We start from the raw sequence: 12,583 nt of genomic DNA on the forward strand, positions 1-12,583 counted from the left end.
GATTGCGAAACCCTGTCTTCGCTCCGCCTGCGGGAGAGGGTGCACTCTCTCCCGCAGGCGTGGTTCGTTCGCCCGGTGGCAGCGTTCGCATCAAAGCATCACAGGCTTGTCCGGCAGCTGATTACGCGTGGAGCCGTCGTCGGGGTAGAGCCGGCACAGCATGCCGTTCAGTTCGCCGATGGCGGCCATGACGCTTGTCTGGTAATCGCCTCGGGCAAATCCCTGCGTCATCGTCTTGCAAACGGCGTTCCATTCCTCAGCCGACACCAGCCTGCCGACGCCGCGGTCGGCAACGATTTCCACCTGGTGATCGGCGAGATTGATGTAGACGAGGACGCCGCAGTTGTCTTCCGTGTCCCAGACGCCGTAGTGGGCGAACAGTTCGCGCGCCCGCTCGCGCGGCGTCACGCCGTTCAGCACCGCCTGCAGGTCCAGACCCGGTTCGACCACGACACGGACTTCGGCGCGGTGCCGCGTCTCGCCTTCGGCGATGGCTTCCTCGATCGCCTGCAGGGTTTGAGGAGGGAAGGCCCGCCGGCCGGCCGCCGAAGTCGTGCACAGGTGTCGAAAAATGCGAGAGAAAGTGCTCATCTACCAGTTCCCCGAGGCGCCGCCGCCATCTGCCGTGCCGCCTCCGCCGGAAAAGCCCCCGGAGCCGCCGAACCCGCCGCCGAAACCTCCGCCGCCTCTGCCATAGCCGCCGCCGAATCCGCCCAGCCCGCCGCCCAGGATGATGCCCGGCGAAGAACGGCCCCAGCCGTCCCGGTAGCGCGCATGCCGGCGCGACGACGACATGCGCGACAGCAGCAGGAACAGGATCACGAAGAAAATGAACATGCCGAGCGAAATGCCGTCGGCGGCCTGCTCTTCGAGGTCATCCCTGGCCGGCTCGGGGAAGCTTTCCTTGTCGAGCAGGCTGGTAATGGCCGAGACGCCGGCGGCCAGGCCGCCGTAGAAATCGTTTTGCCGGAAATGCGGCGCGATCACATCCTGGAGAATGCGCTTGGACTGGGCATCGGTCAGCGACCCCTGGACGCCGCGTCCGGCCTCGATGCGAAGCCGGCGCAGCGCGGGAGGATTATCCTTTGCCACCAGAAGCAGCACGCCGTCGTCCACCCCCTTGCGGCCGAGCTGCCAGGCGTCGAACACCCGGATGCTGTACTGCTCGATGGCTTCCGGTTCGGTCTTGTTGACGAGCAGGATTGCGATCTGGCTGCCGGTGCGGGTTTCGTAATCCTTCAGCACATTCTCCAGCGTCGCCCGCTGTGTTGGAGTCAGCATGCCTGCCTGGTCGGTTACCCGGGTCTGGAGCGCGGGCACGGGAACGAATTCCTGCGCCCGCGCAGACAGCAGCGCGAACATCAGCAGCAATCCGGCAAGCGATCGGAGGAGCGCCATGGCCTGGCTTACTTGCCGAAGTTGACAGCCGGGGCGTTCGAGATGGCCTTCTCGTTCTCGACCGTGAACGACGGCTTCACTTCATAGTTGAAGATCATGGCCGTCAAATTGGTCGGGAAGCTGCGGGCCAGCACGTTGTAGTCGCGCACTGACTGTATGTAGCGCTGGCGGGCGACGGTGATCCGGTTCTCGGTGCCTTCCAGCTGCGACTGCAGGTCACGGAAACTGGTGTCGGCCTTGAGCTGCGGGTAATTCTCGGACACGGCCATGAGGCGGGAGAGGGCTGAAGACAACTCGCCCTGGACCTGCTGGAATTTCTTGAAGGCTTCCGGATTGTTCAGCACCTCGGGCGTGATCTGGAAGCTCGTCGCCGCTGCGCGGGCGCGGGTTACGGCTTCCAGGGTTTCGCGCTCATGCGACGCATAACCCTTGACGGTGTTGACCAGATTGGGAATCAGGTCCGCGCGCCGCTGGTACTGGTTGACCACTTCGCCCCAGGCGGCCTTGACCTGTTCATCCTTGTCCTGGAACTGGTTGTAGCCGCAGCCGCTCAGCAGCGAGATCAGCCAGACCGTGACTGCCAGTTTCATCCATGTCTTCATCGTCGTGTCCTTTATCGTGTCTTGTTGTGCTTTTCAGGGGAAGCGGTCGAAACGGAGTTGCTATTCAATTATGGGCGGCAGGCCGGGGTTTCAACAGGACAGTGCTCATCGCAGCCAAAATGAGCGCCATGGCGGCATAGTCCTGCCAGTGCGGATGTTCGTCCAGCCACCATGCGCCGGAAAACACGCCCAGCACAGGGATCATCATGACCGACAGGCTGGAAGCCACCGGCGGCAGCTTGCGCGCCAGCCCGAACCAGACCACATGGGCGAAGCCGAAGATGATCACCGCGTTATAGGCGATCGCGCCCCAGGCTGCCGGGCTGGGCAGGTGCCAGACATTGCTTTCCAGTACCGTGCAGGCCAGCACCATGGCCGAGGTGGTCAGGGCGAGCATCCAGAAGGTCAGCGCGATCGTCGGCATGTCGATGTGAGAACGCTTCATGGCTACCGTGCCATAGCCCCATCCCGCGGCGGCGATCAGCGCAAAGATGCTGCCCAGCGGGTTGCCCGACAGCGCGGCGAATTCGCTGGAGAGCAGGAGCAGGGCGCCCGCGAAAGCGCAGCCGATGCCTATCCAGGCACGCGCGCCCGGCCGCTCGCCGAAGAACAGCAGCCCGCACAGGACGGCCCATACCGGCATCGTGTAGCCGAGGATCGCCGCCCGGCCGGAAGCCAGCATCTTGACGCCCAGAATCATGAATACATGCCAGATCAGCATGTTGGGCACGGCGAGGCGGACGATTTCGCCGGCCCGGCCGCGCGGAATCGCCAGCGACGCGCCCTGCGCCCGGGCGGCCAGCCAGAGCAGGGGCAAGGCCGCGGCCATGCTCAGGACGCGGAAGGTAAGAGGGGGAAAGTCGCGCACGCCGATCTTCATGATCGGCCAGTTGATGCCCCAGAACAGGGTCAGCAGAATGAGAAGGATCCAGTCCTTGCGCGAAAGCGATGTCATCCCGAAACAATAGCATGGCAAGTTACAATGCGTTTTGTTCGAAATTCATCCTTCATCGCCGTGACTTTCCTTGAAAAACTATCCGCCGCATGGACGGCGAACCAGTCCCTGCTGTGCGTCGGCCTCGATCCCGACATCAGCAAGTTCCCCGATTCGGTGAAGCAGCAGCCCGATGCGATCTTCGCCTTCTGCAAGGCCATCGTCGACGCCACCGCCGATCTGGCCTGTTCCTTCAAGCCGCAGATCGCCTATTTTGCCGCCCTGCGCGCCGAAGACCAGCTCGAAGCGCTCTGCCGCTACATCCGGGAGACCTATCCGCAGATTCCGGTGGTGCTCGACGCCAAGCGCGGCGACATCGGCGCCACGGCCGAGCAGTATGCAAGGGAAGCCTTCGAGCGCTACGGCGCGGATGCAGTCACCGTCAATCCCTACATGGGGTTCGATTCCGTGGCGCCCTACCTGGAATGGAAGGACCGCGGCGTGATCATCCTGTGCCGCACCTCCAACCCCGGCGGCTCCGACCTGCAGTTCCTGACCGCCGATGGCAAGCCGGTCTACCAGCATGTGGCGCGCCTGGTGGCTGAGAAATGGAATACCAACGGGCAGTGCGGCCTCGTGGTCGGTGCTACCTTCCCGGAAGAGCTGGCACAAGTGCGCGGCATCGTCGGCGACATGCCGCTGCTGGTGCCGGGCATCGGCGCGCAGGGCGGCGATATCCAAGCCACCGTCAAGGCCGGCCGCACCGCCGCCGGTAGCGGGATGATGATCAACTCCTCGCGCGCGATTCTGTATGCGAAGCCGGCTGCCGGAGAAGACTTCGCCGGCGCGGCGCGGCGGGTGGCGCTGGAAACCCGGGACGCCATCAATCAGTACCGCTAAGTAGTACCGAGCGCTCCGCTCGCCGGTGCCCGATGCGCTTCAGGCGCCGGTGAAGAAGGTGTTCATTTCCGCCAGCAGCAGTTCCGGCGCCTGGTCCGGAATGAAATGGCCGGCCGGCAAAACCTTGCCGGTTACCGGCAGCGCGCATTTCGCCTGCCAGTCCTGCAGCGGCCTGAACAGCTTGCCGACCACGCCGTGCTCGCCCCAGACCACGTGCGTCGGGCAGGCCAGCTTTTTTTCATCGTGGTCGCGGTCGTGTTCGAGATCAATGCCGGCCGCCGCCCGGTAATCCTCGCAGGCCGCATGAATGGCTTCCGGCGTGCAGAAGCAGCGTTCATATTCCGCCATCGCCGCCGGGTCGATATAGCGCGAGCCGCTCGATCCCCAGCCGCCCAGCGTGTAGTTGAGATAGAAGGCCGCATTGTTGCCGATCAGGGTTTCCGGCAGCGGATGCGGCTGGATCAGCAAGAACCAGTGGTAGTACAGGGTAGCGAAGCGCATGTCGGTCGCTTCATACATGGTGCGCGTGGGCGAGATGTCGATCACCATCAGCCTGCCCACCGCATCCGGGTGGTCCAGCGCGAGCCTGTGGGCGACCCGTCCGCCGCGGTCGTGTCCGCACAGGTCGAAGCAGCGGTAGCCGAGCGATGCCATCAGTTCCACCATGTCCAGCGCCATGGTCCGCTTCGAATAATTGGCATGATCCTTGTCGCCGGGCGGCTTGGACGAGTCGCCGTAACCCCGCAGGTCGGGCATCACGAGCGTGAAACGCTCGGCGAGCGCATCGGCCACGCGGTGCCAGATCACGTGCGTCTGCGGGAAACCGTGCAGCAGGAGCAGCGGCGGACCGCTGCCGCCATGGCGGAAATGAATGGTGACGCCGTTGACTTCGCGTTGGTCTTTCGAAAAACGTTCCAGCATCATGCCTCCTTCAGAAAGCGCAGCAAGCCTTGCAGCGCATGGGCGACGGCCTGTTCCCGCACCGCCTGGCGGTCGCCTGCAAGGACCAGTCGCTCGGTAAAGCTGCGGTGTTCGTTGGCCCAGCCGAAGCAGACGGTGCCCACCGGTTTGCCCGGGACTGCCCCGCCCGGACCGGCGATGCCGGTGGTCGACAGGGCGATGCAGGCTTGGCTGTTCATGACAGCGCCTTTGGCCATCGCGCCGGCGACTTCTTCACTGACCGCGCCGAACTGGGCGATGAGCGCTTCCGGTACTTTCAATACTTCGGTTTTCGCGGCATTGGAATAGGTGACGAAGCCGCGCTCGAACCATGCCGACGAACCGGCAATCTCGGTCACGGCTTGCGCAACGCCGCCGCCGGTGCACGACTCCGCCGTGGCCAGCATCAGGCCTCTTTCCTGCAGCGCATGCCCGGCGCGCATGGCCAGATCGATGATGTTGCTCATGTCTCGTCCTTTGCTGTGTTATCCGCTGGCGGGTGTGCCGGCATGCCCGACTTTACCATTCCGCCGCAACCGGTCCAGAATTGCCATCCGTTGCCGGTTTGGAATTGGCTTTGCTCCATATGTGCTGACCCAGCTAGATGTGATTTTTCTCAACAGTCCCGGCGGGCAGTTATCGCAGAATAGCAGTGAACAGGCGTTGCATTGATTGAGCGATCGAGGCAATGCGTGTTTGAGCAGCGGTGTGCAGATTCGAGCTTTCGCGGCCCTCGGGCCGCGATTTTTTTTGCGCGGTCGCATTTGTGCGGCCATATTTATGCAGCCGCGGCGGTGCGCTTACAGGTTCTCCCAGATCGCAAACAGCAGCAGGGTGTAGAAGGCCGCCAGGATGTCGTCCGCCATCACGCCGAAACCGCCCTTGAGGCGCTTTTCCACCTGGCGTATCGGCATTGGCTTGGTCATGTCGATGAGCCTGAACCAGAAGAATGCCCACAACTGCGTCTTGAAGCTGGCCGGCATCACGAACACCATCACGATCCAGAAGGCGATGATTTCATCCCAGACCAGGCTGCCATGATCTTCCATGCCAAGGTCGACGGAAGTCTTGCGGCAGGCCCAGACGCCGATCAGGAAGCCGGCAATGATGATGATGCTCCACGCCAGCGGCGTAAACACACCCGGCCAGCGGGAGGTCAGCACATTGAAGGTGAGCCATGACAGCAGGGTGCCCACGGTGCCCGGCACGATGGGCGAGAGGCCGCTGCCGAAGCCCTGGGCAATCAGGTGCGCGGGATGCGACAGCATGAAGCGGGCATTCGGCTTGGGGACATAGGCGTTCTGCCCGGAGTCAAGTGTCGTCATGGCGAGGCGAAGTGGTCGAAGGAAGTCAGTTGCAGGTCCAGCGGTTTTCCGTCCGCATCCCTGAGCCGCAAGCCGGGCGCGGCTTCGATGCTGCCGACACGGGTCACCGGTGTGGAGCTGAGGTCGCCTGCCGCCAGCACATCGCTGCGGCGGCTCGCGGGCGCGGTGAAGCACAATTCATAATCGTCGCCGCCGGCCAGGGTGAAGCGGCGGCGCAGATCGAGCGTTTGCATCGCCAGCGCGGGACCGGCAGGCAGCAGGTCGACATCAAGGATGGCGCCCACGCCGGAGCGATGAAGAATATGGCCGAGATCGCCGACCAGTCCGTCGGAAATGTCGATGGCAGCGTGCGCAATGCCGCGCAGCGCCACGCCCAGACCCACGCGCGGCGTCGGCGCGTGCATGCGGGATCTGGCGCCGGCGAGATCGTCCTTGCCGAGGTTGTCGAGCGCCAGTTCGTTCCGGTATCCGGCCAGGGCCAGTCGCGCATCGCCGAGGGTGCCTGAAATCCAGATATCGTCGCCGGGCTGTGCGGCGTCGCGCTGCAGCGATTGATCCGGCGGAACCTGACCGAAGATGGTGATGCAGATGTTCAACGGCCCCTTGGTGGTGTCGCCGCCGATCAGTTCGCAGTCATGCCTGTCGGCAAGCGCCAGCAGGCCCTTCGAGAAAGGTTCCAGCCATGCCCCGTTTGCTTCCGGCAAGGACAAGGCAAGAGTGAAGCCCACCGGCGCCGCGCCCATTGCGGCCAGGTCGGACAGATTCACGGCCAGGCATTTGTGGCCGAGCTGGAAGGGATCGGCGCCGGGAAAGAAATGCCGGCCTTCAACCAGCATGTCTGAGGAGATGGCCATCTGGCTGCCGTGAGGCGGCGCCAGCAGCGCGCAATCGTCACCGATGCCGAGGGCGACAGGACTGAGGCGCCGGGGCGGGCGGGTGAAATAGCGGGCAATAAGATCGAATTCGGACAGCATGCCCTCGATTGTACCGAAACGGCGAAGGCTGCCTGCCGCAGGTGATCCGTGGCAGGCGAATCCTGGGTAGCTTTGCTATGCAACCTGCATGATCCTGCTGCCGAGTTCGGCCATCAGGCCTTGCCGTATGCCCGCTTCCTGAGGTGCCACGCCGAAGGCCGTCATGACGCCGTCGGCATCATGGTAGCGGCAGACAGTGCGTCCTTCGACCGTCGCTTCCTGCCATGCGCCTTGCCGCGTAGGCGCAGGCACGGGCACGAGCGCCAGCGGATAGGAAGGCGTCTTGACGATGATCGGCGCCGGCTTGAGTTCGATCGCCGTCGGCGTGCCGGCAAGCGTTCTGGCAATCGCCCGCGCCGCCGACATGAGCGGCGCGATATAAGGCATCACACTGCCGCCGGATTCGCTGGCGTACTCGGCGCAGTCTCCGAGGGCATAGATGTCGGGCGCGCTCGTCATCCCGTAGGCGTCGACCGCGATGCCGCGCCCGGTCTGCAGGCCGGCGGCCTGCGCCAGCCGCAAGTCGGGCCGCAGACCGACTGCGGAAAGCACCGCATCGGCCTGCAGCTGCCGGCCGTCGGTCAAGGTCACGGCATAGGCCGATGCGTCCCGGTCGACGCGGCCCACCGAGGCGCCGAGCCGGAATTCAACGCCGCGCTTCTCCAGCGCTTCCAGCAGGCCGCGGGACAATGCGGGCGCGGCAAGCGAGGCCAGAGGAAGAGGATTGGGGTCGATCAGCGTGATTCGATGACTGCCCGCGAGGTCGTCCGCAAATTCGCAGCCGATCAGGCCGGCGCCCATGATCGCGATGCGCGAACCGGGCGCGCCGATGGCACGTCGGAAGTTTGCGTAGTCATCGACATGGTTGACGGAGAGGACATCGTCGGCGGCGTCGCCGCCCAGGGCCGGCCTTACCGCACGGGCGCCGACCGCAAGCACCAGCCTGTCGTAGCTGAACTTGCCGGCGCCGGCTTCCACGGTCTTGGACGCCGAGTCAATGGCAACGACCCGCGTGCCGGTAATGATGGTCGCACCGAGCTGGCCGGCCATCTGCGCTGCGGTGAACGAGGTCAGCTGCGCCGCCTGCTTGCCTTGCGCAAACGCGTTCGACAGCATGGGCTTCGAATAGAAGCCGCCATCGTCGGCGGTCAGTATGAACAGCGGCGTGGTCTTGTCCAGCTTCCTGAATTCCCGGGCCACGGTATAACCGGCGAGCCCGGTGCCGACGATGATGATCGGTTTCATGTTTTCCTTGTGTTGCGAGTGTTGCGAGTGTGGCAGGTGCAGCAGATGTTGCAGTGGTTGCGGGCGGGGCCTGAGCCCGGCGCAATGCCTGAAAATCAGATGGCAACCATCTCGAAGTCGGCCTTGGCGACGCCGCAGTCCGGGCATTCCCAGTCGGCCGGAATGTCTTCCCAGCGGGTGCCGGGCGCAATGCCGTCTTCCGGCAGTCCTGCCGCTTCGTCATAGATGAAACCGCAAACGATGCATTGATATGTTTTCATGGCGATGCTTCCCTGTATGAATTGTTGATGTTTGTGTGGCGATGCAGTGCTCAGGCCGGCTGCGCATTGGCTGCGGCCAGCGCCTTGCGGTAATTGTCGGCATGGCGCTCTTCCACCTTGGTCAGTGCGGCAAAGCGCTTGGCCGCCATTTCCAGCGTGCGGCGGAATGCCTCGGCATGCTCCTTCGACTCGGCGATCTGTTCGTCGAACTCGGCGACGGCGGCAGCATTGCCTTCCTCCACCGCGAGATGGCGGAACTTCGGATACATCTCGGTGTATTCATAAGTCTCGCCTTCGATCGCGATCTCCAGCGACTTGGCCGGCGTCAGCTTGGCTTTCGGATAAAGCAGGTCGAGATGGCCGAATGCATGCATGACTTCCTGGTCGGCGGTATCTTCAAAGATCTTGGCGACATCGTCGGCACCGGCTTCGCGCGCCAGTTTGGCGAAGTAACGGTATTTGATATGGGCCATCGCCTCGCCGGCAAACGCGGCCTCAAGGTTCTGGATGGTGACGGAATTGTTTTGTATGGCCATGATCTGCTCCCATGTCTGGTTTATTTGCCGAATCAATCGGTATGAGCAGGATGATAGCTAAAAGCTTTTTATTGTAGAAATTGATTATCGATATGAATTCGATAGATTCTATGTTGGTTGTTCGCAATTCCCATAGTAAAGGTCAATCCAACTAGGACAAATACGTATGATTTGCAGTAATTTCGTCTGATAAAATCGTAAGCTTTTCGTAAGCTAAAAAGGAAGGCCACATCATGGAATCGTCGTCCGATCAAAAAGAAGAACTCCGTCAGCAGCTTCGCCAGGCGGCGCTCGAATACCATGAGTTTCCTACCCCCGGAAAAATCAGCGTTACCCCCACCAAGACGCTGACCAACCAGCGCGATCTGGCCTTGGCTTACTCCCCCGGCGTGGCCTCGGCCTGCGAAGAAATCGTGACCGACCCGGCCAATGCCTTCCGCTATACCGCGCGCGGCAATCTCGTCGCCGTCATCACCAACGGCACCGCCGTGCTCGGCCTCGGCAACATCGGTCCGCTTGCCTCGAAGCCCGTGATGGAAGGCAAGGGCGTGCTGTTCAAAAAGTTCGCCGGCATCGACGTCTTCGATATCGAAATCAACGAAACCGACCCCGACAAGCTGTGCGACATCATCGCCGCGCTGGAGCCGACCTTCGGCGGCGTCAACCTTGAAGACATCAAGGCGCCGGAATGCTTCTACATCGAGCGCAAGCTGCGCGACCGGATGAAAATCCCGGTTTTCCACGACGACCAGCACGGCACTGCGATCATCGTCGGCGCGGCTATCCTGAACGGCCTGAAGGTCGTCGGCAAGAACATCAAGGATTGCAAGCTGGTGGTGTCGGGCGCAGGCGCCGCGGCGCTGGCCTGCCTCGACCTGATCGTCGACCTCGGCTTCCCGATCGAGAACATTTTCGTCACCGACCTGGCCGGCGTGGTGTACAAGGGCCGTACCGAACTGATGGACCCCGACAAGGAGCGCTTCGCGCAGGACACCAGCGCGCGCACCCTGGCCGAAGTCATTCCCGATGCCGACATCTTCCTCGGCCTGTCCGCCGGCGGCGTGCTCAAGGCCGACATGGTTGCCAAGATGAAGGCCAAGCCGCTGATTCTGGCGCTGGCCAATCCGACTCCCGAAATCCTGCCGGAAGAAGTCAAGGCAGTGCGCAATGACGCCGTCATCGCCACCGGCCGTTCCGACTATCCGAACCAGGTCAACAACGTACTCTGCTTCCCGTACATCTTCCGCGGCGCGCTCGACTGCGGCGCCACCACGATTACCCGCGACATGGAAATCGCCGTGGTGCATGCGATCGCCGAACTGGCGCAGGCCGAGCAGTCCGACATCGTCGCCACCGCCTACGGCATCAGCAACCTGTCGTTCGGACCGGAATACCTGATTCCCAAGCCTTTCGACCCGCGCCTGATGATCAAGATCGCGCCTGCGGTGGCAAAAGCGGCGGAAGATTCCGGCGTGGCGCTGCGTCCGATCCAGGACATGCAGGCCTACATCGGCAAGCTGGAGCAATTTGTTTACCGCAGCGGCACCTTCATGAAGCCGATCTTCCAGATCGCCAAGAAGGCGCCGGCCGCCAAGAAGCGCATCGTGTTCGCCGAGGGCGAGGAAGAGCGCGTATTGCGCGCGGTCCAGGTCGTCATCGACGAAAAGCTGGCCAAGCCCATCCTGGTCGGCCGTCCGGCGGTGCTGGCCAAGCGTATCGAGAAATTCGGCCTGCGCATGCGTCCCGAGGTCGATTTCGAAATCATCAATCCGGAATACGACGAGCGCTATCGCGAGTTCTGGCAGGAATTCCTGTCGATGTCGCGCCGCAAGGGCATTACCGAGCAGTACGCCAGGCTGGAAATGCGCCGCCGCCATACCCTGATCGGCTCCATGATGATCCACAAGGGCGCCGCCGACGGCATGATCTGCGGTACCTACGGCACGACGGCGATGCACCTGCAGTACATCGACCTGGTGCTCGGCAAGCGTGAAGGCGTCAACGTGTATGCGGCGATGAATGCGCTGGTCCTGCCGGACCGCCAGATCGTGCTGGTCGACACCCATGTGAACGAGAATCCGAGCGCCGACCAGATCGCCGAAATCACCCTCCTCGCAGCGGAAGAAATGCGCCGCTTCGGCCTGCTGCCGCGCGCCGCGCTGCTGTCGCATTCCAACTTCGGCACTTCCAACAGCGAATCGGCATTGAAGATGCGCGCGGCACTGGAAATCATCCGCAAGCGCGCGCCCGAGCTGGAAGTCGATGGCGAAATGCACGGCGACGTCGCGCTCGACCCGGCGCTGCTGAAGCGGATGATGCCGGACTCGCCGCTCACCCGCGATGCCAACCTGCTGGTGCTGCCCAACATCGATGCAGCCAACATCGCGTACAACCTGCTCAAGACCGCGGCCGGCAACGGCATCGCGATCGGCCCGGTGCTGCTCGGCTGCTCCAAGCCGGTTCATGTGCTGACGCCGTCGGCCACGGTGCGCCGCATCGTGAACATGACGGCGCTTTGCGTGATGGATGCGGTGGCGGAACGCTGATCGGCCAGCCTGGTATTGCTTCAAATGAAAAAGCCGTTCTTCCGAAAGGGAGAACGGCTTTTTTGATGCGCTTGATACGTTTGATGCGAGTGTTCCCGGCGCCCGCCGGGCAAACGCGTTTCAGGAACCCTTTTTGACGTCTTTCTTCACTGTCGCCGGCGCGACCTTCTTCGCAGCAGCTGCGGCCTTTTCGCCGCGGTAGATGGAAGCCCATGCCGGATGGCCGGATTCGGAAGGCAGCAGTTCGAAATCGGCATCCTTGGTAAAGATCTGCCTGAATTCATTGCGGCATTGCCTGCTGCGCTGGGTGACGCAGTAGACGAAGGCCGAATACTTGTGCGCGCGCAGTTCATCGTTCCTGGCCGGCAGGCCGGTCTTCAATGCAGCCTGCAGCGCGGCCAGCGATTCCTTGTAACGCCCGGCGTCATACTCCTTGATGCCTTCGGCCAGCTTCTGCTGCGCCGGCGTGGCATTGGCGCTGCTGGCCCGCGTCAATGCAAGCCGCTCTTCCATGGCGCCCTTGGTCGAGCGCCACACCGGGCCCCATTGCGGATGGCTGCTTTCCGCAGCCGTGAGGTCGAATTTCGGGTCGACCTTCAGCAGTGCCTGGAATTGTTCGCGGCACTGTAGCTCGCGGCCGTTGAGGCAATGGATGAAGGCGATGTGCTTGTGGGCGTTGGCTGCGTCCTGCGCGGTCAGCTGGGTGCTTGCCAGCGCGGCGTTGAGTTCGATCAGCGCAGTGTCGTGGCTGTTTTCCCGGTAGTCGCTCAAGCCTTGCTGATAACGCGTTTGCGCTTCGGTCGACGACAGCACGGCGGTGCTGCCGCTGCCGGCCTGTTGAGGAAGCTGGGCGCAGCCGGCCACGGCGGCGGCCAGCAAAGCGACGGCAAACTTCATGCGGGACATCTTCTTGCTCCTCTTTGT

The 12,583-nt window shown here is 63.0% G+C and carries 14 protein-coding genes; 2 read left to right on the forward strand and 12 right to left on the reverse strand.

Annotated features, from left to right (window positions below; all coding sequences use genetic code 11):
• Window positions 1–90: 90 nt before the first annotated feature.
• The 4 genes from IGW03_RS14590 to IGW03_RS14605 form a co-directional block, all read right to left on the reverse strand.
• Window positions 91–591, reverse strand: a complete 501-nt coding sequence (locus IGW03_RS14590; protein WP_194723291.1) for a TPM domain-containing protein — start codon at window positions 589–591, stop codon at window positions 91–93.
• A complete protein-coding gene (locus tag IGW03_RS14595; RefSeq protein WP_194723292.1) occupies window positions 592–1,398 on the reverse strand; it encodes a TPM domain-containing protein in 807 nt (268 codons plus the stop codon).
• Between the two features lie 8 nt (window positions 1,399–1,406).
• Entirely contained in the window at window positions 1,407–2,000 is a 594-nt protein-coding gene (locus tag IGW03_RS14600) for a LemA family protein (protein ID WP_438943647.1), read from the reverse strand.
• A 64-nt stretch (window positions 2,001–2,064) separates the two neighbouring features.
• The gene (locus tag IGW03_RS14605) at window positions 2,065–2,955 is read right to left on the reverse strand and encodes a DMT family transporter (protein ID WP_194723294.1); all 891 of its coding nucleotides are present in this window, start codon (window positions 2,953–2,955) and stop codon (window positions 2,065–2,067) included.
• A gap of 60 nt (window positions 2,956–3,015) precedes the next feature.
• Between IGW03_RS14605 and pyrF the strand changes: the two genes are divergently transcribed.
• On the forward strand, window positions 3,016–3,834 hold the full coding sequence (gene pyrF / locus IGW03_RS14610; RefSeq protein ID WP_194723344.1) for an orotidine-5'-phosphate decarboxylase: 819 nt from the start codon (window positions 3,016–3,018) through the stop codon (window positions 3,832–3,834).
• A gap of 39 nt (window positions 3,835–3,873) precedes the next feature.
• On the opposite strand, the gene IGW03_RS14615 is transcribed toward pyrF, so the two are convergent.
• From IGW03_RS14615 to IGW03_RS14645, 7 genes are all read right to left on the reverse strand, one after another.
• Window positions 3,874–4,755 carry an alpha/beta fold hydrolase gene (locus IGW03_RS14615; RefSeq protein WP_194723345.1) on the reverse strand — a complete coding sequence of 294 codons (882 nt, stop codon included), beginning with the start codon at window positions 4,753–4,755 and terminating at the stop codon, window positions 3,874–3,876.
• Entirely contained in the window at window positions 4,755–5,240 is a 486-nt protein-coding gene (locus IGW03_RS14620; RefSeq protein WP_194723295.1) for a CinA family protein, read from the reverse strand. Before IGW03_RS14620 ends, IGW03_RS14615 begins: the two co-directional genes overlap by 1 nt.
• A gap of 333 nt (window positions 5,241–5,573) precedes the next feature.
• Window positions 5,574–6,098, reverse strand: coding sequence for a phosphatidylglycerophosphatase A family protein (locus IGW03_RS14625; protein WP_194723296.1), 525 nt, complete (start codon window positions 6,096–6,098; stop codon window positions 5,574–5,576).
• Window positions 6,095–7,072, reverse strand: coding sequence for a thiamine-phosphate kinase (gene thiL / locus IGW03_RS14630; protein ID WP_194723297.1), 978 nt, complete (start codon window positions 7,070–7,072; stop codon window positions 6,095–6,097). Before thiL ends, IGW03_RS14625 begins: the two co-directional genes overlap by 4 nt.
• Before the next feature lie 75 nt (window positions 7,073–7,147).
• Complete coding sequence (locus tag IGW03_RS14635; RefSeq protein ID WP_194723298.1) at window positions 7,148–8,317, reverse strand: FAD-dependent oxidoreductase; 1,170 nt, start codon at window positions 8,315–8,317, stop codon at window positions 7,148–7,150.
• A 95-nt stretch (window positions 8,318–8,412) separates the two neighbouring features.
• Entirely contained in the window at window positions 8,413–8,577 is a 165-nt protein-coding gene (locus tag IGW03_RS14640; RefSeq protein WP_194723299.1) for a rubredoxin, read from the reverse strand.
• 50 nt (window positions 8,578–8,627) lie between these two features.
• Complete coding sequence (locus IGW03_RS14645) at window positions 8,628–9,113, reverse strand: rubrerythrin family protein (protein ID WP_194723300.1); 486 nt, start codon at window positions 9,111–9,113, stop codon at window positions 8,628–8,630.
• Between the two features lie 233 nt (window positions 9,114–9,346).
• On the opposite strand from IGW03_RS14645, the gene IGW03_RS14650 reads away from it, so the two are divergent.
• A complete protein-coding gene (locus tag IGW03_RS14650) occupies window positions 9,347–11,659 on the forward strand; it encodes an NADP-dependent malic enzyme (RefSeq protein WP_194723301.1) in 2,313 nt (770 codons plus the stop codon).
• 120 nt (window positions 11,660–11,779) lie between these two features.
• Here the strand turns inward: IGW03_RS14650 and IGW03_RS14655 are convergent, their stop codons facing one another.
• On the reverse strand, window positions 11,780–12,565 hold the full coding sequence (locus IGW03_RS14655) for a TssQ family T6SS-associated lipoprotein (protein ID WP_194723302.1): 786 nt from the start codon (window positions 12,563–12,565) through the stop codon (window positions 11,780–11,782).
• Window positions 12,566–12,583 lie beyond the last annotated feature (18 nt).

The organism is Noviherbaspirillum malthae, from assembly GCF_015352985.1.
GTDB classification, from domain to species: Bacteria; Pseudomonadota; Gammaproteobacteria; order Burkholderiales; family Burkholderiaceae_D; genus Noviherbaspirillum; species Noviherbaspirillum malthae.

Coding starts and splice junctions, on each gene's coding strand:
- IGW03_RS14590 (WP_194723291.1), bottom strand. CDS start 591: ATGAGCACTTTCTCTCGCATTTTTCGACACCTGTGCACGACTTCGGCG.
- IGW03_RS14595 (WP_194723292.1), bottom strand. CDS start 1,398: ATGGCGCTCCTCCGATCGCTTGCCGGATTGCTGCTGATGTTCGCGCTG.
- IGW03_RS14600 (WP_438943647.1), bottom strand. CDS start 2,000: ATGAAGACATGGATGAAACTGGCAGTCACGGTCTGGCTGATCTCGCTG.
- IGW03_RS14605 (WP_194723294.1), bottom strand. CDS start 2,955: ATGACATCGCTTTCGCGCAAGGACTGGATCCTTCTCATTCTGCTGACC.
- IGW03_RS14615 (WP_194723345.1), bottom strand. CDS start 4,755: ATGCTGGAACGTTTTTCGAAAGACCAACGCGAAGTCAACGGCGTCACC.
- IGW03_RS14620 (WP_194723295.1), bottom strand. CDS start 5,240: ATGAGCAACATCATCGATCTGGCCATGCGCGCCGGGCATGCGCTGCAG.
- IGW03_RS14625 (WP_194723296.1), bottom strand. CDS start 6,098: ATGACGACACTTGACTCCGGGCAGAACGCCTATGTCCCCAAGCCGAAT.
- thiL (WP_194723297.1), bottom strand. CDS start 7,072: ATGCTGTCCGAATTCGATCTTATTGCCCGCTATTTCACCCGCCCGCCC.
- IGW03_RS14635 (WP_194723298.1), bottom strand. CDS start 8,317: ATGAAACCGATCATCATCGTCGGCACCGGGCTCGCCGGTTATACCGTG.
- IGW03_RS14640 (WP_194723299.1), bottom strand. CDS start 8,577: ATGAAAACATATCAATGCATCGTTTGCGGTTTCATCTATGACGAAGCG.
- IGW03_RS14645 (WP_194723300.1), bottom strand. CDS start 9,113: ATGGCCATACAAAACAATTCCGTCACCATCCAGAACCTTGAGGCCGCG.
- IGW03_RS14650 (WP_194723301.1), top strand. CDS start 9,347: ATGGAATCGTCGTCCGATCAAAAAGAAGAACTCCGTCAGCAGCTTCGC.
- IGW03_RS14655 (WP_194723302.1), bottom strand. CDS start 12,565: ATGTCCCGCATGAAGTTTGCCGTCGCTTTGCTGGCCGCCGCCGTGGCC.